Origin of the sequence: Enterobacter sp. BIDMC 26 (assembly GCF_000534435.1) — a bacterium.
Taxonomy (GTDB): domain Bacteria; phylum Pseudomonadota; class Gammaproteobacteria; order Enterobacterales; family Enterobacteriaceae; genus Enterobacter; species Enterobacter ludwigii.
On the sequence record NZ_KI973182.1, the window covers coordinates 684,409 to 710,132 of the forward strand.

At 54.7% G+C, this 25,724-nt stretch carries 17 protein-coding genes; 10 read left to right on the top strand and 7 right to left on the bottom strand.

Annotated elements, in window-relative coordinates; translation table 11 throughout:
* Positions 1-28 precede the first annotated feature (28 nt).
* The 3 genes from cydC to trxB form a co-directional block, all read right to left on the bottom strand.
* Entirely contained in the window at positions 29-1,750 is a 1,722-nt protein-coding gene (gene cydC / locus L462_RS20015; RefSeq protein ID WP_032677790.1) for a heme ABC transporter ATP-binding protein/permease CydC, read from the bottom strand.
* Complete coding sequence (gene cydD / locus L462_RS20010; RefSeq protein WP_032677791.1) at positions 1,750-3,516, bottom strand: heme ABC transporter permease/ATP-binding protein CydD; 1,767 nt, start codon at positions 3,514-3,516, stop codon at positions 1,750-1,752. Before cydD ends, cydC begins: the two co-directional genes overlap by 1 nt.
* Before the next feature lie 114 nt (positions 3,517-3,630).
* On the bottom strand, positions 3,631-4,599 hold the full coding sequence (gene trxB, locus L462_RS20005; protein ID WP_025204565.1) for a thioredoxin-disulfide reductase: 969 nt from the start codon (positions 4,597-4,599) through the stop codon (positions 3,631-3,633).
* 543 nt (positions 4,600-5,142) lie between these two features.
* On the opposite strand from trxB, the gene lrp reads away from it, so the two are divergent.
* The 10 genes from lrp to L462_RS19955 all read left to right on the top strand — a co-directional run bounded on the left by lrp (position 5,143) and on the right by L462_RS19955 (position 19,297).
* Positions 5,143-5,637, top strand: a complete 495-nt coding sequence (gene lrp / locus L462_RS20000) for a leucine-responsive transcriptional regulator Lrp (protein WP_000228469.1) — start codon at positions 5,143-5,145, stop codon at positions 5,635-5,637.
* Between the two features lie 135 nt (positions 5,638-5,772).
* Positions 5,773-9,603 (top strand): DNA translocase FtsK, encoded by a 3,831-nt coding sequence (gene ftsK, locus L462_RS19995; protein ID WP_032677793.1) that lies wholly within the window; start codon positions 5,773-5,775, stop codon positions 9,601-9,603.
* 127 nt (positions 9,604-9,730) lie between these two features.
* Positions 9,731-10,345 carry an outer membrane lipoprotein periplasmic chaperone LolA gene (gene lolA, locus L462_RS19990; protein WP_014169368.1) on the top strand — a complete coding sequence of 205 codons (615 nt, stop codon included), beginning with the start codon at positions 9,731-9,733 and terminating at the stop codon, positions 10,343-10,345.
* Positions 10,346-10,354: 9 nt separating this feature from the next.
* The gene (gene rarA / locus L462_RS19985; protein WP_032677794.1) at positions 10,355-11,698 is read left to right on the top strand and encodes a replication-associated recombination protein RarA; all 1,344 of its coding nucleotides are present in this window, start codon (positions 10,355-10,357) and stop codon (positions 11,696-11,698) included.
* Positions 11,699-11,790: 92 nt separating this feature from the next.
* Complete coding sequence (serS, locus tag L462_RS19980; RefSeq protein WP_008499983.1) at positions 11,791-13,083, top strand: serine--tRNA ligase; 1,293 nt, start codon at positions 11,791-11,793, stop codon at positions 13,081-13,083.
* A 211-nt stretch (positions 13,084-13,294) separates the two neighbouring features.
* Positions 13,295-15,736 carry a dimethylsulfoxide reductase subunit A gene (dmsA, locus tag L462_RS19975; protein WP_020884827.1) on the top strand — a complete coding sequence of 814 codons (2,442 nt, stop codon included), beginning with the start codon at positions 13,295-13,297 and terminating at the stop codon, positions 15,734-15,736.
* A gap of 10 nt (positions 15,737-15,746) precedes the next feature.
* Entirely contained in the window at positions 15,747-16,364 is a 618-nt protein-coding gene (locus tag L462_RS19970) for a DMSO/selenate family reductase complex B subunit (protein WP_014169373.1), read from the top strand.
* 1 nt (position 16,365) lies between these two features.
* Positions 16,366-17,229, top strand: a complete 864-nt coding sequence (locus tag L462_RS19965; RefSeq protein ID WP_025204556.1) for a dimethyl sulfoxide reductase anchor subunit family protein — start codon at positions 16,366-16,368, stop codon at positions 17,227-17,229.
* 274 nt (positions 17,230-17,503) lie between these two features.
* Positions 17,504-18,652, top strand: a complete 1,149-nt coding sequence (locus tag L462_RS19960) for an MFS transporter (RefSeq protein WP_014169376.1) — start codon at positions 17,504-17,506, stop codon at positions 18,650-18,652.
* Positions 18,653-18,775: 123 nt separating this feature from the next.
* On the top strand, positions 18,776-19,297 hold the full coding sequence (locus L462_RS19955) for an anti-virulence regulator CigR family protein (protein WP_020884824.1): 522 nt from the start codon (positions 18,776-18,778) through the stop codon (positions 19,295-19,297).
* 34 nt (positions 19,298-19,331) lie between these two features.
* Here the strand turns inward: L462_RS19955 and pflA are convergent, their stop codons facing one another.
* The 4 genes from pflA to ycaO all read right to left on the bottom strand — a co-directional run bounded on the left by pflA (position 19,332) and on the right by ycaO (position 25,635).
* Positions 19,332-20,072: a pyruvate formate lyase 1-activating protein gene (pflA, locus tag L462_RS19950; protein WP_020884823.1), complete on the bottom strand. Its 741-nt coding sequence runs from the start codon at positions 20,070-20,072 to the stop codon at positions 19,332-19,334.
* 204 nt (positions 20,073-20,276) lie between these two features.
* A complete protein-coding gene (pflB, locus tag L462_RS19945) occupies positions 20,277-22,559 on the bottom strand; it encodes a formate C-acetyltransferase (protein WP_014169380.1) in 2,283 nt (760 codons plus the stop codon).
* A gap of 51 nt (positions 22,560-22,610) precedes the next feature.
* On the bottom strand, positions 22,611-23,468 hold the full coding sequence (gene focA / locus L462_RS25005; RefSeq protein ID WP_025204555.1) for a formate transporter FocA: 858 nt from the start codon (positions 23,466-23,468) through the stop codon (positions 22,611-22,613).
* A 406-nt stretch (positions 23,469-23,874) separates the two neighbouring features.
* Entirely contained in the window at positions 23,875-25,635 is a 1,761-nt protein-coding gene (ycaO, locus tag L462_RS19935) for a 30S ribosomal protein S12 methylthiotransferase accessory factor YcaO (protein ID WP_032677795.1), read from the bottom strand.
* Positions 25,636-25,724: the final 89 nt, after the last annotated feature.

The window sequence follows — 25,724 nt, forward strand, 5'->3', positions numbered from 1 at the left end:
CGCGAGTTAGGATCGGTACAAATATAGTCTACAGACGCTGTTTAAACTGGTAGTAGCGACCCTGTTTCGCCAACAGTTCTGTGTGACTACCTTGCTCAATAATATGTCCGTTGTCCATCACAATTATCTGATCAAAACTCGCCAGCCCGCGCAGGCGGTGGGTGACCATCAGCACGGTTTTTCCGATCATAACATGGGCCAGTAAATCAAGGATTTGGCTCTCGGTTGTTGCGTCCAGCCCTTCGGTGGGTTCATCAAGCAGCATCAGCGGCGCATCGTGCAGCAACGCGCGTGCAATCGCCAGACGGCGCAACTCGCCGCCGGAGAGTTGACGACCGCCTTCCCCGAGCCAGCCGTTCAGCCCGTCGTTCTCAAGCAGTTTTTGCAGCCCAACCTGCTCCAGCATGGCGCGCAGATCATCGTCGGAGGCCTGAGGTGCCGCGAGCAGCAGGTTATCACGCAGCGTCGCGCTGAAGAGGTGCACGCGCTGCGGAACCACGCTCACGGTCTTGCGCAGCGTCTGTTCGCTGAAGTCGGTCAGCGGCGTATCGTTAAACCGAATCTGACCGTGCTGCGGATCCCAGGCGCGGGTCAGCAACTGAAGAAGGGTGGATTTACCGCAACCGGTACGACCGAGGAGCGCAATCCGCTGGCCTGCTTTAACAGACAGCGTGATCCCTTCCAGCGCGTTTTGCGCCTGTTTTTCATAGGCAAAGGTGACGTTATCCAGGGTCAGCGCAACCTGCGCCGGCACGGCGGTCTGAGCGCCGCTGAATGTAACCTCCGGCTCCTGCTCGGCAATCTGGGTGATGCGCAGGGCAGAAGCGATGACCTGTCCGAGATGCTGGAAGGCGCCCGTCACCGGGGCCAGCGCTTCAAACGCGGCCAGGGCGCAGAAAACGAAGAGGGCAATCAGAGGGCCGGGCTGGGTATTTCCACCTACACCACCTGAAGCCATCCACAACATGGCGATGACCGCCACGCCGCCGATTAACATCATCAGCGCCTGGGAGAATGCCGTCAGCTCCGACTGGCGGCGCTGAGCTTCATGCCAGTTCAGCTCAGTGCTTTCCATTTGACTGCGATAACGCGAGCTGGCACCAAAAATGGTCAGTTCCGCCTGTCCCTGCAGCCAGGATGTCAGCTGCTGTCGGTAGTCGCCGCGCAGTCGCGTCAGGTTCTCTCCGGTGGATTTACCTGCACGATAAAACAGCGGTGGCAGGATAATCAGCGTCAGCAGCATGATGCTACCCAGCGTGAGCGCAACGGGAACGTCCAGAACCGACAACCCCAGCGTGACCACCACAATCACCACAAACGCCCCCACGATGGGTGAGATGACGCGCAGGTAAAGGTGATCCAGCGTGTCGACATCGGCTACGACACGGTTGAGTAACTCACCCTGACGAAAACGCGCCAGCCCGGCAGGGGAGAGGGGTAACAGTTTGCTGAAGGTGTAAATGCGCAGGTGCTGTAGCACGCGGAAAGTGGCGTCGTGGCTGACCAGACGCTCAAAATAACGTCCGGCAGTACGCGTGATTGCGGTGCCGCGAACGCCTGCCGCCGGAAGCATATAGTTAAAGCTGTATAAACCCGCGAACCCCGCGACGGCCGAAGCGGACAAGAACCAGCCGGAGAGCGTAAGCAGACCGATGCTGGCAAGCAGGGTAACAATCGCCAGCACAATGCCCAGCAGCAGCATCCATTTATGGCGTTTATAGAGCGCAAGATAGGGAAGCAGAGCACGCATCAGATATCCTCCTGACGGTTTGCCAGCAGGGTGGCAAACGGGCCCTGCGCGGCAACGAGAGAGGCGTAATCGCCTTGCTCAACAATATGACCATTTTCCATAACCCAGATCTGATCCCAGTCAGCAATACCTTCCAGCTGATGGGTGACCATCAGGGTGGTCTGCTGCCGCGAGGCCGCATTCAGGGCATCCATGACGCGTTGCTCACTGTGTGCGTCAAGGCTCGCTGCTGGCTCGTCGAGCAGCATGAGCTGGCATGGGTTAAGCAGCGCGCGGGCAACCGCCACACGCTGGGCCTGACCGACTGACAGGCCGGCAGACTGGTCACCGACAACGGTATCGACACCCTGCGGAAGCTGCGGCAGAAACTCGCTGACCCAGGCGCGGTCGAGCACGGATTGCAGTTCATCGTCACGTGCATCCGGGCGAGCCAGCAGCACATTGTCTCGCAACGTGGCGGCAGGAAGCTGAGGGTTTTGTCCCACCCAGCTAAGCTGTTTACGCCAGGCAAGCGGATCGAGATCGCGCAGTTCAGTTTGGTTGATCCGCAGCGATCCGGTGTAGGCCATAAAACCCGATAGCGCATTGAGCAGAGAGCTTTTCCCTGAACCGCTGATGCCTACGAGCACCACACGTTTTCCGGCCGGAAGGGTAAAGTTAAGCGGGCCTGCCAGCACGTTGCCTTCAGGCGACAGAATGGAGAAATCACGCGCTTCAAGGGTAACCGGCTCTTTGGCGTTCAGCATCACGTCACCGCGTTCCGGATGCGCCAGTGGCGTTTCCATAAACGTCTTCAGGCTGTCAGCCGCGCCCACGGCCTGCGCTTTTGCATGATAGAAGGTACCCAGATCGCGAAGCGGCTGGAAAAATTCGGGGGCCAGTATCAGCGCAAGGAAACCGGCTGAAAGGGTCACCGCCGTGCCGTAGTGGCCAAAATCGAGCGCGCCGAGATACGAGAAGCCAAAGTAGACTGCCACGAGCGCAATCGACAGCGAGGTAAAGAATTCGAGTACGCCGGAGGAGAGGAACACCAGACGTAACACTTCCATGGTGCGCTGACGGAAATCCTGCGATGCGAGGCGGATATTTTCAGTTTCCGCTTCACCGCGGCCAAAAATGCGCAACGTTTCCATGCCGCGCAGACGGTCAAGGAAATGGCCGCTTAAGCGACCCAGAGCCAGAAAGTTACGTCGGTTAGCGTCCGCGGCGCCCATGCCCACCAGCGCCATAAACAGCGGGATCAGCGGGGCTGTGCCCAGCAGGATCAGCGCTGCCATCCAGTTGACCGGGAAAATGGCGATGACAATCAGCAACGGAACGAAGACGGCTAGCGCCATCTGTGGCAGATAGCGCGCATAGTAGTCATGCATATCGTCAATCTGCTCAAGGATCAGCGTCGCCCAACTTCCCGCGGGTTTACCCTGGATCCACGCCGGACCGGCCTCCTGAAGGCGGTCAAGCACCTGACGGCGGATCTCATAGCGGATATGCTGTCCGGCGTGAAAACCCACGCGCTCACGCAGCCAGACCACCCAGGCACGAAGAACAAAAATCAGGATCAGGACGATAAAGGGCAACAGGAGTGCTTCGCGCGGAATGTTCTCCATGATCATGTGATTAAGAATGCGGGCCAGCAGCCATGCCTGGGCAACAATCAACAGACCACTGACAAACCCCAGAAAACGGGAGATTGTTAGCCAGCGGCGGGAAAGAACGCTTTGCTGTTTCAGCCAGCGTGTTAACTCTTGTTGACGGGTTTTTTCCATTGCGTACTTAGCAGGTGACGTTATTAGAAGTTGGGCAGCGCAATGTTACAACGGAGAGACAATAAAGGCGACTTATCGCCGCCTTTATTTACGTTTGTTACTGACTTGTAAAGATTATTTACCTTGTTCCGCCAGCCCGTCGAGGTAGCGTTCAGCGTCCAGCGCGGCCATACAGCCGGTGCCAGCAGAGGTGATCGCCTGACGGTAGATATGGTCCATCACATCGCCAGCAGCGAATACGCCAGGAATGCTGGTCTGGGTCGCGTTGCCGTGAATACCGGACTGCACTTTGATGTAGCCGTTTTCCAGCTCCAGTTGCCCCTCGAAAATCGCGGTGTTCGGGCTGTGACCGATCGCCACAAACAGACCCGCCACTTCCAGCGTTTCGACGTTATCGGTGTTCTGGGTATCACGAATACGCAGACCGGCAACGCCCATCTGATCGCCCGTGACTTCTTCCAGGGTACGGTTGGTGTGCAGCACGATATTGCCACTCGCCACTTTATCCATCAGACGTTTGATCAGGATCTTCTCTGCGCGGAAGGTGTCACGACGGTGGATCAGGTGCACTTCAGAGGCGATGTTCGCCAGATAAAGGGCTTCTTCCACGGCAGTGTTGCCGCCACCGATAACCGCCACTTTCTGGTTGCGATAGAAGAAACCATCGCAGGTTGCGCAGGCGGAAACGCCACGGCCTTTGAATGCTTCTTCAGACGGCAGACCGAGGTAACGGGCAGAAGCGCCGGTCGCGATGATCAGCGCATCACAGGTGTACTCGCCGCTGTCGCCCGTCAGACGGAACGGACGGTTCTGCAGGTCAACCTTATTGATATGATCGAACAGAATTTCGGTTTCGAATTTCGTCGCATGCTCGTGCATACGCTCCATCAGCAGCGGCCCGGTCAGGTCGTTCGGGTCGCCTGGCCAGTTTTCCACTTCCGTGGTGGTGGTCAGCTGACCGCCTTTTTCCATGCCGGTAATCAGAACCGGTTGCAGGTTAGCGCGTGCAGCATAGACCGCCGCGGTATATCCCGCAGGTCCAGAACCAAGAATTAGCAGCTTACTGTGTTTGGCCGTGCCCATGAGATCCCCATTGTTGTTGGCAGACATTTGGCTGGATTGTAGGGAATTTGTTGTCGTAAAAAAAGAGCGCAGCAATTTTGATATCGATATGTGCAATAGCCAGCGACGATGAATTAAGCGCTATAACATCACGCTTTGCGCCGAAATTCGCTCGTTTGTACGGCAATAAAATGAGGATTAATACCCTGCCGTAATGAATATCCGGCATGTTGTACTAAAAATCGATGTTTTGCTTTGACAATCCCCTGCGCTTTTGCGAAAACATTCAAGGAAGAAAAAAACCGCGTTAACCGCATGCCGCATAGGCATGCACGTAAATGCCATTTTTACCGGGTCAGTGAAATCTACGCATGGCGTGGACAGACGCCATACGTGATATCGGTGACTGCCTTCGGGCAACGGTCTTCTTACCAACAGAACCCGAATCCGCATCGCGTCTAATACATAACCAGGCGATGTGATGACTAACGGGTACAGGCTCTGAACAGTGATGTGCACAGGGTCCAGGCAGGAGTAGGGAAGGAATACAGAGAGACAATAATAATGGTAGATAGCAAGAAGCGCCCTGGCAAAGATCTCGACCGTATCGATCGTAACATTCTTAATGAATTGCAAAAGGATGGGCGTATTTCCAACGTCGAGCTTTCAAAACGTGTGGGACTTTCCCCGACGCCGTGCCTTGAGCGTGTGCGCCGACTGGAAAGACAGGGTTTCATTCAGGGCTATACGGCTCTGTTGAACCCGCATTATCTGGATGCCTCACTTCTGGTATTTGTTGAGATTACTCTGAATCGTGGTGCGCCGGATGTGTTTGAGCAATTTAACGCCGCTGTACAAAAACTTGAAGAAATTCAAGAGTGTCATCTGGTATCCGGTGATTTCGACTACCTGTTGAAAACCCGTGTGCCTGATATGTCCGCCTACCGTAAGCTGCTGGGTGAAACCCTGCTGCGTCTGCCGGGCGTGAATGACACCCGTACCTATGTGGTGATGGAAGAAGTCAAACAGAGCAATCGTCTGGTTATTAAGACGCGCTAACACGGAACAGGTGCAAAATCAGTGTAGTTTGATTACACTCCTGTTAATCCATACAGCAACAGTGCCGGGGATACCCGGCGCTGTTGTCCGTTTTAGCAAACAGGCAGGATATGCCTGATACCTGGAGAGCCTTTCTTGAGCCAGGAATACACTGAAGACAAAGAAGTCACATTATCGAAGCTAAGCAGCGGACGTCGTCTCCTCGAGGCTTTGCTGATTGTTATTGCCCTTTTTGCCGTCTGGCTGATGGCAGCCCTACTCAGTTTCAACCCCTCAGATCCCAGCTGGTCACAAACCGCCTGGCATGAGCCTATCCATAACTTAGGCGGTGTTCCCGGCGCCTGGCTTGCAGATACGCTCTTCTTCATTTTCGGGGTGATGGCCTACACCCTTCCCGTCATTATCATTGGCGGATGCTGGTTTGCCTGGCGCCATCGTCAAAACGATGACTATATCGACTATTTCGCGGTGTCGCTGCGCCTGATTGGCGCACTGGCGCTGATCCTCACCTCGTGTGGGCTGGCGGCTATCAACGCCGATGATATCTGGTATTTCGCCTCTGGCGGGGTGATCGGCAGCCTGTTGAGCTCTGCGCTACAGCCCATGCTTCACAGCAGCGGTGGCACGCTTGCGTTGCTCTGCATCTGGGCGGCAGGACTGACGCTGTTCACCGGCTGGTCGTGGGTGAGCATCGCTGAGAAGATCGGCAGCTTTATCCTCACCCTCCTGACCTTCGCCAGCAACCGTACCCGTCGCGACGATACGTGGGTTGACGAAGATGAATATGAAGATGAGTACGAAGAGGAAGACGATGCTCCCGTACAGCGTCGCGAATCTCGTCGTGCCCGCATTATGCGCGGCGCGCTGGCGCGTCGTCAGCGTGTTGCCGAGAAATTTGCCAACCCGCTAGGCCGTAAAACCGATGCGGCGCTCTTCTCCGGCAAACGCATGGATGAAGACGATCAGGTTGAATATCGTGCAGCCGGTGCGGCTGTCGATCCAAACGATGTGCTCTTCTCTGGCAACCGTGCCACGCCGGGAGCGTTTGATGAATACGACCCGCTGTTAAATGGCCACTCCGTGACCGAGCCGGTCGCTGCAGCGGCCGCCGCCACTACGGCTTCACAGGCGTATGCCGCTCCAGCCGATGCGGTGATGCCTTCAGCACCGGTTCCACCACCCGAATCCGCCATTCAGCAACCTCAGGTGGAGTGGCAAACCGCCCCTGGCGTTCATACGCCTGAGCCGGTTATTGCGCCAGAGCCAGAGAGCTATATTCCTGTCCAGCAGGAAGCCTGGCAGCAGCCTTATCAGCCGGAGCCGGCATATGAGCCTCAGGGATATCCGCAGTATGCGCAGCCTGCCGCACAGCCTCATCAGGAGTACGTGCCGCAGCCGGTTGAACCTGAACAGCCATACGTAGCGCCTCAGCCAGAGCCTGACGTGGTGGAAGAGGCGAAACCGTCTCGTCCGCCATTGTACTATTTTGAAGAGGTCGAAGAGCGTCGTGCCCGCGAGCGTGAACAGCTGGCGGCCTGGTATCAGCCTGTGCCTGAACCGGTGCAGGAGCCTGTAACTAAAGCCCCTTCTGTTTCGGTTCCTCCGGTTGATCCAACGCCTGCCGTTGCACCTGTTGCTGAAAGCGTGAAGCAGGCTACAGCGGCAGCCGCTGCGGCTGCCCCGGTCTTTAGCCTCGCCACAGGCGGTGCGCCACGTCCACAGGTGAAAGAGGGCATTGGCCCGCAGTTACCTCGCCCAAACCGTGTTCGCGTGCCAACGCGGCGTGAGCTGGCCTCCTACGGTATCAAGCTCCCTTCTCAGCGTATGGCTGAGGAGAAAGCGCGCGAGAATGAGTATGAAGATGACGTTGATGAAATGCATCAGGATGAACTGGCGCGCCAGTTCGCCGCGCAGCAGCATCAGCGCTATGGCGAAGAATACCAGCATGAAGTGCATCATCCGCAAGACGAAGATGACGCGGCTGAGGCGGAATTAGCGCGCCAGTTCGCGGCCACGCAGCAGCAGCGTTATGCCGGTGAGCAGCCTGCTGGAGCGAATCCGTTCTCGCTGTCGGATTTTGAATTCTCCCCAATAAAAGATCTGGTTGATGATGGCCCGAGCGAGCCGCTGTTCACGCCGAGCGTGATGCCGGACGCTGAACCGACGCGTCCGCAGACTGCGCCAGCGCCGCAGGCGTATGCACAGCCGCAACAACCGGCACCGCAGGCGTATGCACAACCGCAGCAACCGGCACCGCAAGCGTATGCACAGCCGCAGCAACCGGCGCCGCAGGCGTTTGCACAACCGCAACAACCGGCACCGCAGGCGTATGCACAGCCGCAGCAACTGGCGCCGCAGGCTTACGCGCAACCGCAGCAGCCACCACAGCCGCCGCAGTTCCAGCAGCCTCAGGCACAGCCGCAGGAGAGTCTCATTCACCCGCTGCTGATGCGTAACGGCGACAGCCGTCCGCTGCAGCGTCCAAGCACGCCTCTGCCGTCGCTGGATCTGTTAACTCCACCGCCGGCTGAAGTCGAGCCGGTCGATACCTTTGCTCTTGAGCAGATGGCTCGTCTGGTGGAAGCGCGTCTGGCGGACTTCCGTATCAAGGCTGATGTGGTCAACTACTCCCCAGGGCCGGTGATCACTCGCTTCGAACTTAATCTGGCACCAGGCGTAAAAGCCGCGCGTATTTCTAACCTTTCCCGTGACCTGGCGCGGTCTCTGTCGACCGTGGCGGTGCGTGTTGTAGAGGTTATTCCGGGTAAACCTTATGTTGGTCTTGAACTGCCGAATAAGAAACGTCAGACCGTTTACCTGCGCGAAGTCCTGGATAACGCGAAGTTCCGCGATAACCCGTCACCGCTGAGCGTGGTTCTGGGTAAAGATATTGCGGGCGAGCCGGTGGTGGCCGATCTGGCAAAAATGCCTCACCTGCTGGTGGCTGGTACCACCGGCTCCGGTAAATCCGTCGGTGTGAACGCCATGATCCTCAGCATGCTCTATAAAGCGCAGCCGGAAGATGTTCGTTTCATCATGATCGACCCGAAAATGCTGGAACTGTCGGTCTATGAAGGTATCCCGCATCTGCTGACAGAAGTGGTTACCGACATGAAAGACGCGGCCAATGCTCTGCGCTGGAGCGTTAATGAGATGGAGCGTCGCTACAAGCTGATGTCTGCGCTGGGCGTGCGTAACCTTGCCGGTTATAACGAGAAAATCGCCGAGGCGGCACGGATGGGCCGTCCGATTCCGGACCCTTACTGGAAACCGGGCGACAGCATGGATGCCCAACATCCGGTGCTGGAAAAACTGCCTTACATCGTCGTGCTGGTGGATGAATTCGCTGACCTGATGATGACCGTCGGTAAAAAAGTGGAAGAGCTGATTGCACGTCTGGCGCAAAAAGCGCGTGCGGCCGGCATCCACCTGGTTCTGGCGACGCAGCGTCCGTCTGTGGACGTCATTACGGGTCTGATCAAAGCGAACATTCCAACCCGTATCGCGTTTACCGTATCGAGCAAAATTGACTCGCGTACTATTCTCGACCAGGGTGGCGCGGAGTCGCTGCTGGGTATGGGGGACATGCTTTACTCTGGCCCGAACTCCACCTCTCCGGTGCGTGTTCACGGCGCCTTTGTTCGCGACCAGGAAGTTCACGCCGTGGTGCAGGACTGGAAAGCGCGCGGTCGTCCGCAATATGTTGATGGCATTACCTCCGACAGCGAAAGCGAAGGCGGCGGTGGTGGCCTGGACGGCGGCGAGGAGCTGGATCCGTTATTTGACCAGGCGGTTAACTTCGTCACCGAAAAACGTAAAGCCTCTATCTCGGGTGTGCAGCGTCAGTTCCGCATCGGCTACAACCGCGCAGCGCGCATCATTGAGCAGATGGAAGCGCAGGGCATTGTGAGCGAGCAGGGGCACAACGGTAACCGTGAGGTGCTGGCACCGCCGCCGTTTGATTAACCTTCAGTGATTGCAAAGAAGGGTAAATCAGCCAAAATTAAGCATTTTCTTCTGTCGCCTGCCTTCGGGCAGGTACACAATAGAGGGCAGAACCCCATATCGGGATGACGTATTTTAAGGAATAACAATGAAAAAAATCGCAATCGCCTGTGCATTACTCACCAGTTTTGTCGCCAGCAGCGTCTGGGCTGATGCGGCCAGCGACCTTAAAAGCCGACTGGATAAAGTGAGCAGTTTCCACGCCAGCTTCACGCAAAAAGTGACTGACGGCAGTGGCAATGCGGTGCAGGAAGGTCAGGGGGATTTGTGGGTAAAACGCCCGAATCTGTTTAACTGGCATATGACTCAGCCGGATGAGAGTATCCTGGTTTCTGACGGTAAGACCCTGTGGTTCTACAACCCGTTTGTCGAGCAGGCTACCGCGACCTGGCTGAAAGACGCGACCAGCAATACGCCTTTCATGCTGATTGCGCGTAACCAGTCCAGCGACTGGCAGCAGTACAATATCAAACAGAATGGTGATGAATTTGTTCTGACGCCGAAAGGCAGCAATGGCAACCTGAAACAGTTCACCATCAACGTGAGCACCAACGGAACCATTAATCAGTTTGGTGCGGTTGAGCAGGACGACCAGCGTAGCAGCTACCAGCTCAAGACCCAGCAAAATGGCGCGGTTGACGCGTCTAAATTCACCTTTACCCCGCCGCAGGGCGTAACGGTGGACGATCAGCGCAACAAGTAAGAGGCATGAGTGAGCAATCTGTCGCTCGATTTTTCTGAGAATGCGTTTCAACCTCTGGCCGCTCGTATGCGGCCAGAAAATTTAGCGCAGTACATCGGCCAGCAACACCTGCTGGCTGCGGGGAAACCCTTGCCGCGTGCCATTGAGGCCGGGCATCTGCACTCCATGATCCTCTGGGGCCCACCCGGAACAGGCAAAACCACGCTCGCGGAAGTTATTGCCCGCTATGCTAACGCGGATGTCGAGCGCATCTCGGCGGTCACGTCCGGCGTGAAGGAGATCCGCGAGGCGATTGAACGTGCGCGGCAAAACCGCAATGCCGGGCGACGTACCATTCTCTTTGTCGACGAAGTTCACCGTTTCAATAAAAGCCAGCAGGATGCTTTCCTGCCGCACATTGAAGACGGCACCATTTTCTTCATCGGTGCCACCACCGAAAACCCGTCGTTTGAACTCAATTCCGCACTGCTTTCCCGTGCACGTGTTTACCTGCTCAAATCCCTGACCGTGGAGGATATTGAACAGGTTCTCACGCAGGCGATGAACGATAACGCGCGCGGCTACGGCGGGCAGGATATCGTTCTGCCTGACGACACGCGCCGGGCGATCGCTGAACTGGTTAACGGCGACGCCCGCCGGGCACTTAATACGCTGGAAATGATGGCCGATATGGCCGAAGTGGATGCGTCCGGCAAGCGGGTACTGAAACCGGCGTTGCTCACCGAGATCGCCGGGGAGCGCAGCGCGCGTTTCGACAATAAAGGCGATCGGTTTTACGATCTGATTTCGGCACTGCATAAGTCGGTGCGCGGCAGCGCGCCCGATGCGGCGCTTTACTGGTATGCCCGCATTATCACCGCCGGTGGCGATCCGCTGTATGTGGCCCGTCGCTGCCTGGCGATTGCCTCTGAAGATGTCGGGAATGCCGACCCACGCGCCATGCAGGTGGCTATTTCGGCCTGGGACTGCTTTACCCGCGTCGGGCCTGCTGAAGGCGAGCGTGCTATCGCTCAGGCGATTGTTTATCTGGCCTGCGCACCGAAAAGTAACGCTGTCTATATCGCCTTTAAAGCGGCCATGTCCGACGCCCGCGAACGTCCGGATTATGACGTGCCGGTACATCTGCGCAATGCGCCGACCAAACTGATGAAAGAGATGGGGTATGGGCAGGAATACCGCTACGCCCACGACGAACCCAATGCCTACGCCGCCGGGGAGGAATATTTCCCGCAGGAGATGGCACAAACCCGCTATTATCACCCCACAAACAGAGGTCTTGAAGGCAAGATTGGCGAAAAGCTCGCCTGGCTCGCCGGACAGGATCAAAATAGCCCTATAAAACGCTACCGTTAGTGCGATCGTTGCGGTAATGTTGGCAATGTATCCCTGTGGCCGCAGGCTGTGGTCACATTTTCCTATTTTAATTCGATAAGCACAGGATAAGCATGCTCGATCCCAATCTGCTGCGTAATGAGCCAGACGCAGTCGCTGAAAAACTGGCACGCCGGGGCTTTAAGCTGGATGTAGATAAGCTGCGCGCTCTTGAAGAGCGTCGTAAAGTTCTGCAGGTACAAACTGAAAATCTGCAGGCAGAGCGTAATTCTCGATCGAAATCCATCGGCCAGGCGAAAGCGCGCGGGGAAGACATTGAGCCATTACGCCTGGAAGTGAACAAACTGGGTGAAGAGCTGGATCAGGCGAAAGCGGAGCTGGACGTGCTTCAGGCCGAGATCCGTGATATCGCGCTGGCGATCCCGAACATTCCTGACGATAGCGTACCTGTCGGTAAAGATGAAAACGACAACGTTGAAGTGAAACGCTGGGGCACGCCTCGCGAGTTCGACTTCGAGGTTCGCGATCATGTGACCCTGGGCGAAATGCATGCCGGCCTGGACTTTGCGGCCGCAGTTAAGCTGACCGGTTCTCGCTTCGTTGTGATGAAAGGCCAGATTGCTCATCTGCATCGCGCTCTGGCGCAGTTTATGCTGGATCTGCACACCGAGCAGCACGGTTACAGCGAAACCTACGTCCCGTATCTGGTTAACCACGATACGCTGTACGGTACTGGCCAGCTGCCAAAATTTGCCGGCGATCTGTTCCACACCCGTCCGCTGGATGAGGAAGCTGACAGCAGCAACTACGCGCTGATCCCAACTGCGGAAGTGCCGCTGACTAACCTCGTGCGTGATGAGATCATCGACGAAGACGACCTGCCAATCAAACTGACAGCACACTCTCCGTGCTTCCGTTCTGAAGCGGGTTCTTACGGTCGTGACACGCGTGGTCTGATCCGTATGCACCAGTTCGACAAAGTAGAGATGGTGCAGATTGTCCGCCCGGAAGAGTCGATGGACGCGCTGGAAGAGATGACCGGCCACGCTGAGAAAGTGCTGGAGCTGCTGGGTCTGCCGTACCGTCGTATGGCGCTGTGCACCGGTGATATGGGCTTTGGTGCCTGCAAAACCTTCGACCTGGAAGTCTGGGTTCCTGCGCAGAATACCTACCGTGAAATCTCCTCCTGCTCAAACGTCTGGGATTTCCAGGCGCGTCGTATGCAGGCACGTTGCCGCAGCAAGTCTGACAAGAAAACTCGTCTGGTGCATACCCTGAACGGTTCTGGTCTGGCTGTCGGTCGTACACTGGTTGCCGTGCTGGAAAACTATCAGCAGGCGGACGGTCGTATTGAGATCCCTGAAGTGCTGCGTCCGTACATGAAAGGCCAGCAGTACATCGGTTAATGATTTGACGTGAAACAAAAAAGCGCCTCAGGGCGCTTTTTTTATACCTTAGAATTGATACGACGCAATAACCCCTCCCTCCAAAGTAGTAATACTCCTCCGAATGAAAGTCAGCATAAAAAACCAATAACGAAGTTATTCGTTATATATAAAACTATATAGCGGCATATGCCGCCTCTCTTTTCTTTGTGAGCAACCAAAGTGAGTCTCTATGAAAATCAAAGCGCCTGAAGCGTTAATGGCTGCCGAGGTCACTCGCCGTGGGTTGATGAAAACCACGGCAATTGGTGGTCTGGCCGTTGCCAGCAGCGCCTTTACGCTCCCTTTTTCTCGTCTGGTGTCGGCGGCGGATGCATTGTCCCCGGCCACCCCGGAAAAAGTGGTGTGGAGTGCCTGTACCGTAAACTGCGGTAGCCGTTGTCCACTGCGTATGCATGTGGTGGATGGTGAGATTAAATATGTCGAAACCGATAATACCGGGGACGATAACTACGAGGGGTTACATCAGGTCCGCGCCTGCTTACGCGGCCGTTCAATGCGTCGTCGCGTTTATAACCCGGACCGCCTGAAGTACCCGATGAAACGCGTTGGCAAGCGTGGAGAAGGGAAGTTCGAGCGCATTAGCTGGGATGAAGCCTACGACATCATCGCGACGAACATGCAGCGTCTGATCAAAGACTACGGCAACGAATCCATCTATCTGAACTATGGCACCGGGACGCTCGGCGGCACGCTGACCCGCTCCTGGCCACCGGGGAAAACGCTGGTGGCCCGTCTGATGAACTGCTGCGGCGGTTATCTGAACCATTATGGCGACTACTCTTCGGCGCAGATTGCCGCCGGTCTGAACTACACCTACGGTGGCTGGGCAGACGGTAACAGCCCGTCTGATATCGAAAACAGTAAGCTGGTGGTGCTGTTCGGCAACAACCCGGGTGAAACGCGTATGAGCGGTGGCGGGGTAACGTACTACCTCGAACAGGCGCGCGCCAAATCGAATGCCCGCATGATTATTATCGACCCGCGCTATACCGACACCGGTGCAGGGCGTGAAGATGAGTGGATCCCGATTCGTCCTGGCACCGATGCTGCGCTGGTCTCCGCGCTGGCGTGGGTGATGATCACTGAAAATCTGGTCGATCAGCCGTTCCTCGATAAATACTGCGTCGGTTATGACGAGAAAACATTGCCAGCCAGCGCGCCGGCTAATGGCCACTATAAGGCCTATATTCTCGGTCAGGGCAGCGACGGTATTGCCAAAACGCCGGAATGGGCGTCCACCATCACGGGAATTCCGGTAGACCGTATTGTTCAACTGGCACGCGAGATTGGCTCGGCTAAACCGGCCTATATTAGTCAGGGCTGGGGTCCACAGCGTCATGCGAACGGTGAAATTGCCACCCGTGCCATTTCGATGCTCGCCATTCTGACGGGTAACGTAGGCATTCATGGCGGTAACACCGGTGCGCGTGAAGGCTCCTATGAAGTGCCGTTTGAACGTATGCCGACGCTGGAAAACCCGGTTCAGACCAGTATCTCCATGTTTATGTGGACTGATGCCATTGAACGCGGCCCGGAAATGACTGCGCTGCGTGACGGCGTGCGGGGTAAGGACAAACTGGATGTCCCGATCAAAATGATCTGGAACTACGCCGGCAACTGTCTCATCAACCAGCACTCTGAAATTAACCGCACCCATGAAATCCTGCAGGATGACAAGAAGTGCGAGATGATTGTGGTGATCGACTGCCACATGACTTCTTCGGCAAAATATGCCGATATTATTCTCCCGGACTGCACGGCCTCTGAGCAGATGGATTTCGCGCTGGATGCCTCCTGCGGCAACATGTCCTACGTCATCTTTACCGATCAGGCCATTAAACCTCGCTTTGAGTGCAAAACCATCTATGAGATGACCTCTGAGCTGGCGAAACGTCTTGGCGTTGAGCAGCAATTTACCGAGGGGCGCACGCAGGAAGGGTGGATGCGCCATCTGCATGAACTCTCCCGCAAAGCGATCCCTGACCTCCCGGATTTCGATACCTTCCGTGAGCAGGGGATGTACAAACAGCGTGATCCGGAAGGCCACCACGTGGCGTACAAAGCTTTCCGTGACGATCCGCAGGCCAATCCGCTAACCACGCCATCGGGCAAAATTGAAATTTATTCAGAAGAGCTGGCAAAAATTGCCTCTACCTGGGAGTTGCCGGAAGGGGATGTTATCGATCCGCTGCCGATCTACACGCCGGGCTTTGAAAACTACAACGATCCGCTGACCGCGAAATTCCCGCTGCAGTTGACCGGCTTCCACTACAAAGCGCGTGTTCACTCTACCTATGGCAACGTCGACGTACTGAAAGCTGCCTGCCGTCAGGAGATGTGGATTAACCCGATGGATGCCAAAGCCCGTGGGATCAGCAATGGCGACCGCGTGCGCATCTTTAACGGTCGCGGTGAGGTACACATTGAAGCCAAGGTGACTCCGCGCATGATGCCTGGCGTTGTCGCGCTGGGGGAAGGGGCCTGGTATAGCCCGGATGCGAATCGCATCGACCAGGCAGGCAGTATTAACGTACTGACCACGCAGCGTCCGTCGCCACTGGCGAAGGGCAACCCGTCCCACACGAACCTTGTTCAGGTTGAAAAGGTGTAAGGAGTAACCGATGACAACCCAGTATGGATTTTTTATTGATTCCAGCCGCTGCACCGGGTGCAAAACCTGCGAGCTCGCCTGCAAGGATTACAAAGATTTAACCCCGGACGTCAGCTTCCGCCGTATTTATGAATACGCGGGCGGTGACTGGCAGGAAGACAACGGTGTCTGGCACCAGAACGTGTTTGCCTACTACCTGTCGATTGCCTGCAACCACTGCGAAGACCCGGCCTGTACCAAGGTCTGCCCGAGCGGGGCGATGCACAAGCGTGACGACGGGTTTGTGGTGGTGGATGAAGATGTCTGCATCGGCTGTCGCTACTGCCACATGGCCTGTCCGTACGGTGCCCCGCAGTACAACGCCGCCAAAGGGCATATGACCAAGTGCGACGGCTGCCACACCCGCGTGGCAGACGGCAAAAAGCCAATCTGCGTGGAGTCCTGCCCGCTGCGCGCGCTGGATTTCGGTCCTATCGACGAGTTGCGTAAAAAACATGGTCAGCTGGCGGCCGTCGCACCGCTGCCGTCCGCGCACTTCACGAAGCCGAGCATCGTGATTAAACCTAACGCCAACAGCCGCCCGACAGGGGATACCACCGGCTACCTGGCAAACCCGAAGGAGGTGTGAGATGGGAAGTGGATGGCATGAATGGCCGCTGATGATCTTCACGGTCTTTGGGCAGTGTGTGGCGGGCGGTTTTATTGTCCTCGCGCTGGCGCTGCTGAAAGGAAATCTCACTGCTGAGCAACAACAACGTTTAGTGTTGAGTATGTTTGGCCTGTGGGTGCTGATGGGAATTGGCTTTATTGCCTCTACGCTGCACCTCGGCTCGCCAATGCGCGCGTTCAACTCTCTGAACCGGGTGGGAGCATCGTCACTCAGTAATGAAATCGCCAGCGGGGCGATCTTCTTTGCTGTGGGTGGGCTGGGTTGGCTGCTGGCAGCACTGAAGAAATTGCCGGCAGGGCTGCGCAGCGTGTGGCTGATTGTCACGATGGTGCTGGGCGTGGTGTTTGTGTGGATGATGGTGCGGGTCTATAACACCATCGACACCGTGCCGACCTGGTACAGCATCTGGACGCCGATGAGCTTCTTCCTGACGCTGTTTATTGGTGGGCCGCTTCTTGGCTTCATGCTGCTGCGCGTCGCGGGTGTTGACGGTTGGGCGATGCGTTTGCTGCCTGTCGTTTCACTGCTGGCGCTGGTGGTGAGCGCAGTCGTCACCCTGATGCAGGGCGCGGAGCTGGCAACCATTCACAGCTCTGTTCAGCAGGCGTCTGCCCTGGTGCCGGCATACGGCTCGCTGATGGCCTGGCGCGTGGTACTGCTGGTGGTGGCACTAGTGTGCTGGATTGTGCCTCAGCTTAAGGGGTATCAACCCGCGCTGCCGCTCCTGTCACTGGCTTTTGTGCTGGTCCTCGCAGGTGAACTGATCGGCCGCGGTGTGTTCTACGGTTTGCATATGACCGTAGGTATGGCCGTCGCCAGTTAACGTTGCCGTGGGTGAGATAACGCCGGGACGGAGCGCCCGGCTTTTTTTATTTTAATCATGAAATTTTTCAACTGACGTTTTGTTTTCACTTCGGGCATTAATAAATAAAAACAGATACATAATTAATATCTATAGCAGGCGTTGCATTAGCAGGATAAGTTTTTTAAATCGACAGGGAACATATCGTGCGTGGCGGTGAAATCAGTGGATTGACTTTGTTTTTGCCAGTGGCATGATGCGCACGAAATCTGAACTTCCTCACGGTTTTTAATCCATGACCATCTATACCCGGCCAGTGCTTTTATTGCTCTGTGGCCTGCTTCTGCTGACCCTGGCGATCGCAGTGTTAAATACGCTCGTCCCGCTGTGGCTCGCCCATGAAAACTTACCGACCTGGCAGGTGGGTATGGTCAGCTCGTCCTTTTTTACCGGTAACCTGCTGGGTACGCTGGTTACAGGAAGCCTGATTAAACGCTTTGGTTTTAACCGCAGCTATTATCTGGCCTCGCTGCTCTTCGCTGTCGGATGTGCCGGGCTGGGCCTGATGGTGGGCTTCTGGAGCTGGATGGTATGGCGCTTTATCGCTGGAGTGGGTTGCGCGATGATTTGGGTGGTGGTTGAAAGCGCGCTGATGTGCAGCGGCACGTCACGTAACCGCGGACGCCTGCTGGCAGCCTATATGATGGTTTATTACATCGGTACCGTGCTTGGTCAACTGATGGTGAGCAAACTGCCAACCGACCTGATGAGCGTTCTGCCGTGGGTGACGGGAATGGTGCTGGCAGCAATCCTGCCGCTGCTCTTTACGCGCATTGTGAACCAGAACAGCGAACACCAGGAAGCAACCCACGTCTGGCCAATGCTGAGACTGCGTCAGGCGCGCCTTGGCGTTAACGGCTGTATTATCTCCGGAATTGTGCTTGGTTCACTGTATGGCCTGATGCCGCTTTATCTGAACCATCAGGGCGTCAGCGATTCCGGGATCGGTTTCTGGATGGCGGTGATGGTGAGTGCGGGGATTGTCGGTCAGTGGCCGATTGGACGCCTGGCCGATCGCTTTGGTCGCCTGTTGGTGCTGCGTGTTCAGGTTTTTGTGGTGATCATGGGTTGTCTCGCCATGCTCAGCAATGCGGCGATGGCGCCTGCGCTGTTTATTCTGGGTGCCGCAGGTTTTACGCTCTATCCGGTCGCGATGGCCTGGGCCTGTGAGAAAGTTGAACACCACCAGTTAGTGGCAATGAACCAGGCGTTGTTACTGAGCTATACCATCGGCAGCCTGCTGGGACCGACCTTTACCGCGATGCTGATGCAGAATTACTCCGACAATTTGCTGTTTATTATGATTGCCAGCGTATCGTTTATTTATCTCTTAATGCTGCTGCGCAAAGTGGGAGAACACCCGACGCCTGTGGCGCATGCCTGATTAATAAAAAGCCAGTCGATGACTGGCTTTTTTGTCCCCATCACATATAAGACTTTTACGTATTGTTTGTTTATTGCACCAGGCGATAATTCAGGTGAGTTATATCACTAAAAGGCAACAATCATGTCTACTCGTCGTTTTACCACTACCGCTCTGGCAGTAGTGTTGTCTTTAACGTTTGCTGCAGCTCCGGTCATGGCTAACCCGGGTAACGGGAATGGCAGTGGTCACGGGAACAGTGGCGGACAAGGTAATGGCGGCAGTCACGGCAATTCCGGTAGTCATGGCAACGGAAATTCCGGTACCCACGGTAATAAACAAAATAACGGTCAGGAAAATCCAGGTAAATCGAATAAAAGCGTCAGTGACGATGTCGACGCCCGTGTGAGCTTCGATCATGCCCGTCACCTGGCACTCAATTACGGCTTAACAGGTTATGAGTCACTGCCTCCGGGTATTGCGAAGAACCTCGCACGCGGTAAACCGCTCCCTCCGGGCATTGCGAAGAAAACCGTGCCGGCTTCTATGCTGGGCCAACTTCCTTCCTATCCTGGTTATGAATGGCGTGTCGTCGGTGACGATCTGGTCTTAATTGCGCTGAGTACTGCGGTTGTGACCACCATTATTAATGGCGTCTTCAGATAATATAAAAAAGGCCCGGTTCTCACCGGGCCTTTTCTTAATACATTACCTTGTGGCCGTACTGTTCAAGAATACCTTTCACGCGTTCCATCGTCTCTTTCTTCGGCGGCTTAACGCCATCGAGTTTATATTCTTCGCCCATGGCGACCCACTTGTGTTTACCCAGTTCGTGGTAGGGCAGAAGCTCAATTTTCTCAACGTTGCCCATATCGCGGGTAAATTCTCCCAGCCGATGCGCGGAATCGTCATCATCTGACCAGCCAGGTACAACAACATAGCGGATCCAGGTTTTGATGCCTTTCCCGGAGATGTATTTGGCGAACTCCAGCGTACGGTGGTTGGAAACCCCCACCAGATTCTGGTGGATCTCATCGTTCATCTGTTTGAGATCGAGCATCACCAGGTCGGTGACGTCGAGCAGTTCATCAATGACCGGATCGTAGCGGCGGACAAAACCGTTTGTATCGAGACAGGTATGAATGCCTTCTTTGCGACAGGCGCGGAACCAGTCGCGCACGAATTCGGCCTGCAGAATGGCTTCACCACCGGAAGCGGTTACGCCGCCGCCGGATGCGTTCATAAAGTGACGATAGGTCACCACCTCTTTCATCAGTTCTTCGACGGTCACTTCTTTGCCGCCGTGCGTATCCCAGGTGTCACGGTTATGGCAGTACAGGCAGCGCATCAGGCAGCCCTGGAAAAAGGTGATAAAGCGGATACCCGGGCCATCGACAGTGCCACAGGATTCAAAGGAGTGAATGCGACCAATAATTGACATTGCGGTGATATCTCCAGCATCGGCCCGTCCGGGGCCTGTGTATGCACAGCTCAAAACCGGCTGTGTTTAAGTCTGTTTTGGCTGTTATCCATAGAGTATAGATAGCGGACAAAAGAGACTGTGATGGAGAGAGTGTTAAAAAGGCCCCACGTATGTGGAGCCTTTATTGTACGCCTTTTAACGCGTGATTTCAGTCAATTCCACTTACATGGACTGAGTGAAAGTACGGGTGATAACGTCCTGCTGCTGTTCTTTCGTCAGGGAGTTAAAACGTACTGCGTAGCCGGATACACGGATGGTCAGCTGAGGATATTTCTCAGGGTGTTCCATCGCATCAAGCAGCATTTCACGGTTCATTACGTTCACGTTCAGGTGCTGACCACCTTCAATGGACGCTTCGTGGTGGAAGTAACCATCCATCAGACCCGCGAGGTTAGTTTTACGTACTTCGTCGTCTTTACCCAGCGCATTTGGCACGATAGAGAAGGTGTAAGAGATACCATCTTTCGCGTAAGCAAACGGCAGTTTAGCGACGGAGGTCAGAGAGGCAACAGCACCTTTCTGGTCACGACCGTGCATTGGGTTAGCACCAGGACCGAATGGCGCACCCGCGCGACGACCGTCCGGAGTGTTACCGGTTTTCTTACCATACACAACGTTAGACGTGATGGTCAGAACAGACTGAGTCGGGATAGCGTTACGGTAAGTGGTCAGTTTCTGAATTTTCTTCATGAAACGTTCAACCAGGTCAACCGCCATGTCATCAACGCGAGAGTCGTTGTTACCAAACTGCGGATATTCGCCTTCGATTTCGAAGTCAACAGCCAGACCGTCTTCGTCACGAATTGGTTTAACTTTCGCATATTTGATTGCAGACAGGGAGTCAGCCGCAACGGACAGACCTGCGATACCACACGCCATGGTGCGGATAACGTCACGGTCGTGCAGCGCCATCAGAGAGGCTTCGTAGCTGTACTTGTCGTGCATGTAGTGGATAACGTTCAGGGCAGTGACGTACTGTTTAGCCAGCCAGTCCATGAAGTGATCCATACGCTCCATGACTTCATCGAAGTTCAGAACGTCGCCTTTGATTGGTTCAGACTTAGGACCAACCTGCATTTTCAGTTTTTCATCAACGCCGCCGTTGATTGCGTACAGCATGGTTTTCGCCAGGTTTGCACGCGCACCGAAGAACTGCATTTGTTTACCAACAACCATTGGGCTTACGCAGCATGCGATAGCGTAGTCATCGTTGTTGAAGTCCGGACGCATCAGGTCATCGTTCTCGTACTGCAGAGAAGAGGTGTCGATGGACACTTTAGCGGCGAATTTCTTGAAGTTCAGAGGCAGTTTTTCAGACCACAGAACGGTGATGTTCGGCTCCGGAGAAGGACCCATGGTGTACAGGGTGTTCAGGAAGCGGAAGCTGTTTTTGGTAACCAGAGTACGGCCATCAACACCCATACCACCGATAGATTCCGTTGCCCAGATTGGGTCACCAGAGAACAGCTCATCGTATTCAGGGGTACGCAGGAAGCGAACCATACGCAGTTTCATGACCAGGTGGTCAATCATTTCCTGAGCGTCTTGCTCGGTGATTTTACCCGCTTTCATATCACGTTCGATGTAAGCATCCAGGAAGGTGGATACACGACCGAAGGACATTGCTGCACCGTTCTGAGACTTAACAGCGGCCAGGTAGCCGAAGTAGGTCCACTGGATAGCTTCCTGAGCGTTGGTTGCAGGACCAGAGATATCGCAGCCATATTTAGCCGCCATTTCTTTGATCTGACCCAGCGCGCGATGCTGTTCAGCGATTTCTTCACGCAGACGAATAGTCGCTTCCAGGTTTACACCGTTTTCCAGGTCAGACTGCAGGGAAACAAACTGCGCGTATTTGTCTTTCATCAGGAAGTCGATACCGTACAGCGCAACGCGACGGTAGTCACCGATGATACGGCCACGGCCATAGGCATCTGGCAGACCAGTCAGAACGCCAGATTTACGGCAGTTCAGAATGTCTTTGGTGTAAACATCGAATACACCCTGGTTGTGGGTTTTGCGGTATTCGGTGAAGATTTTTTTCAGCATTGGGTCCAGCTCGCGGTTATACGCTTTGCAGGAACCTTCAACCATTTTGATACCACCGAACGGGATGATCGCACGTTTCAGTGGTGCTTCAGTCTGCAGACCAACGATTTTCTCAAGGGCTTTGTTAATGTAGCCAGCATCGTGAGAAGTGATGGTAGAAGCAACGGAGGTGTCAAAATCAACTGGCGCGTGAGTGCGGTTTTCCAGTTTTACGCCTTCCATTACGCTGTCCCACAGCTTGGTGGTCGCGTCAGTTGCACCAGCCAGGAAGGATTCGTCACCTTCATACGGGGTATAGTTTTTCTGAATGAAGTCACGTACGTTTACTTCATTCTGCCAGTCACCTTTCGCAAAACCTTCCCAGGCTGTGGCTAACTTTTCATTAAGCTCGGACATGTAACACCTACCTTCTTAAGTGGATTTTTTATTTACTGCCTGAGATAACCATCAATGATGGTCGTCGCCACGCAGGTAAATGACCCAGTATGTCAACCCAACTAACAGACCCCCACCGATAATGTTCCCGATAGTGACAGGGATCAGGTTATCAGTAATGAAATTCATAATAGTCAGGTGAGAGAAACTTTCCGGGGTTGAACCAACAGCAGTCCAGAACTCCGGGCTTGCAAAGTTGCGGATTACAATTCCCATTGGGATCATAAACATGTTCGCAATACTGTGCTCGAAGCCGCTGGCAACAAACATCGCAACCGGCAGAACCATAATCATGGCTTTATCCATCAGGCTACGACCCGAGTAGCTCATCCAGACAGCCAGGCAGACCATCAGGTTAGCGAGGATGCCGAGAGCAACGGCTTCGATAAATGTGTGGTGCATTTTGTGGTCTGCGGTCTGCAGGACGTTGAGTCCCCAGCCACCGTTGGCGGTCATATACTCGCCAGAGAGCCACATCAACAGAACAAAGAGCAGACAGCCAATCAGGTTGCCAACATAGACATTAAGCCAGTTGCGCGCCAGTTGACCCCAGGTAATTCTTCCGCTGGCTTTTGCCACGACAATCAACACTGTAGAAGTGAAGAGGTCGGCGCCGCAGATGACGCAAAGAATCAGTCCCAGTGAGAAGCAAATACCGCCAATCAGTTTCGCCATGCCGAAAGGCATCGCGGCAGTACCGGTGGTGGCAGTGATGTAGAAGACAAACGCGATAGAGATGAACACACCAGCCGTGATCGCCAGATAGAACGTCTTCATCGGGTGTTTCGTTGCTTTATAGACACCCGCTTCTTCGGCAACTTTGGCCATAGCAGCTGGGAGTAAAAGATCAAAAGGGTTGTCAGCTTTCACACTAACTCTCTCTTTATTAAGTCGGCGACGAGATACTAACAAAGCATTATAGAAGAGAAATTGATATAGATCATATCTCGCCTGGCTTATAGGCCCGCAATGTGTATGGATTTACAGCAAAAGCGGAGTAAGTATTTGATTATCCGTATAAAAATAAATTTTAAAAGTTATGAAAAGAGTTGAATTATTTCTTTCGGCCACCTCTGCAACAGTTAATTAATATGGAGTAATTACCATAAAAAGTAACAGTAAAGCCCAGGTAAATATTATTATATTTACCCATATTTAACTTTATTATTACAATCAACAGTCATTGCCGAAAAAAATAAAAAACGGGGCAATGAAATTGCCCCGTAATATAGCCCAGACGATTGAATACGCCTACAGCTGATAATGTTATATGCGCTTATTTTGACCAGTAAGCGGATTTCGCCTTCTGCAATTTTTCATACGCTTTCAGCAGAGACTGATGTGCCGGGAAGGCTTTCAGGTCGCTATCCACAGCCTGAAGACCATAGAACGGCGCTTCACCGCTCAGTGCTGCGCTGGCGGCTTCAACGGCGTCAGCACCGTACATGCGAACAAACGCATTCAGGTATTGCAGCGGCTGACGATCTTCTTCCTGCGCGAGAAGCAGCAGGGTTTGCAGGCAGCGATAGTAGTTAGTGCGCTCGGCAGAGAAGACAGACTGGTTAAACTCCATAGTCCACTCGGTCCAGGCCAGAGCCTGATCCAGATCGCCGCCAGCCAGTGCCAGCATTGCTTTCAGCTCACCAATACGCAGGGTATACCAGCCGTTATCTTTACCGGTCGCCAGACCCAGCAGCTCGCGTACGCGGGTGAAGTCATCATGGCCTTCTTCGTCCAGTTGCGCGATCAGGTTCAGGTAATCTTCTTTTTCCCATTCGCTGCCCGGCAAGGCCAGCAGGGTTTCACGCAGGTGCGCGCCCATGCTGTTGTTCGCCAGCCACAGATCTTCTGCCGGATAGATGTCGGACATGCCCGGCACCAGAATGCGGCAGGCGTACACGCCTAGGTGTTCGTAGTCAGCGATGTAGACTTCTTTATCTTCCGCCTTAAAGATAGCCATCAGCGTGGCGAACTCTTCTTCGGTGGTACCTGCAAAGCTCCAGTCGACGAACGGATAGTCCGCGTCCTGCTTAAACAGATCCCAGGAGATCAAACCGCTGGAGTCGATGAAGTGGGTTTCAAGGTTGGTGTGCTCGGCCACTTCTTCGTCGTCAAAGGTCGGTGGCGTAAACACGTCCAGATCTTTCAGGCCACGGCCCTGCAGTAACTCGGTGACGGTACGCTCCAGAGCCACGCCAAAGTCAGGGTGCGCGCCGAAAGAGGCGAAGCAGGTTCCGTTTTCAGGGTTAAACAGCACCACACAGATAACCGGGTATTTACCGCCCAGTGAGCCGTCATAGGCAAAGATTGGGAAACCTTCCGCTTCCAGCCTGGCAATGGATTCCACCACGCCCGGGTAGCGCGCCAGCACGTCAGCCGGAATTTCAGGCAGGCTGATGGATTCGGCAATGATGCGGTTTTTAATGTGGCGTTCGAAGACTTCAGACAGCCCCTGTACGCGCGCTTCATTACGGGTATTACCGGCAGACATACCGTTGGACACATACAGGTTGCCAACGATGTTCATCGGGATATAGACGGTCTGCTCATCAGACTGACGCGTGAACGGCAGGGCGCAGATACCACGATCCTCATTGCCGGACTGCAGATCGATCAGCATGCTGGCGGTCAGTTCGTTTTCCGGATCGTAGAACGCACGTAGACGCGCGTCGAGAATGCCTTCCGGCAGCGCGTCGTCTTCAGGCAGCGGGAACCATTTTTCGTTCGGATAGTGCACAAACGGGCCGTTGGCGATGGTTTCACCCAGCCAGAAATCGGCGAAGAAATAGTTGGTCGACAGACGTTCAAAATACTCACCCAGCGCAGAGGCCAGTGCCGCTTTTTTTGTCGCGCCTTTACCGTTGGTAAAGCACAGGGCACACTCTTTATCGCGAATATGCACGGACCAGACATGAGGCACCGGGTTGAGCCAGGAGGCTTCTTCGATATTAAAGCCCAGGTCGGTCAGTTTCTGCTGGAAGCGAGCGATGGAATCTTCCAGAGCGGCGTCTTTGCCGGGGATAAACGTTTGAGTCATGGCGTTCACTTTTATCGTACGTAAAGCGCGCAATGATACGGGTTTTGCGTGACAGGTGCTATCTTCGGCGAAAATAAAAGACTCGACTA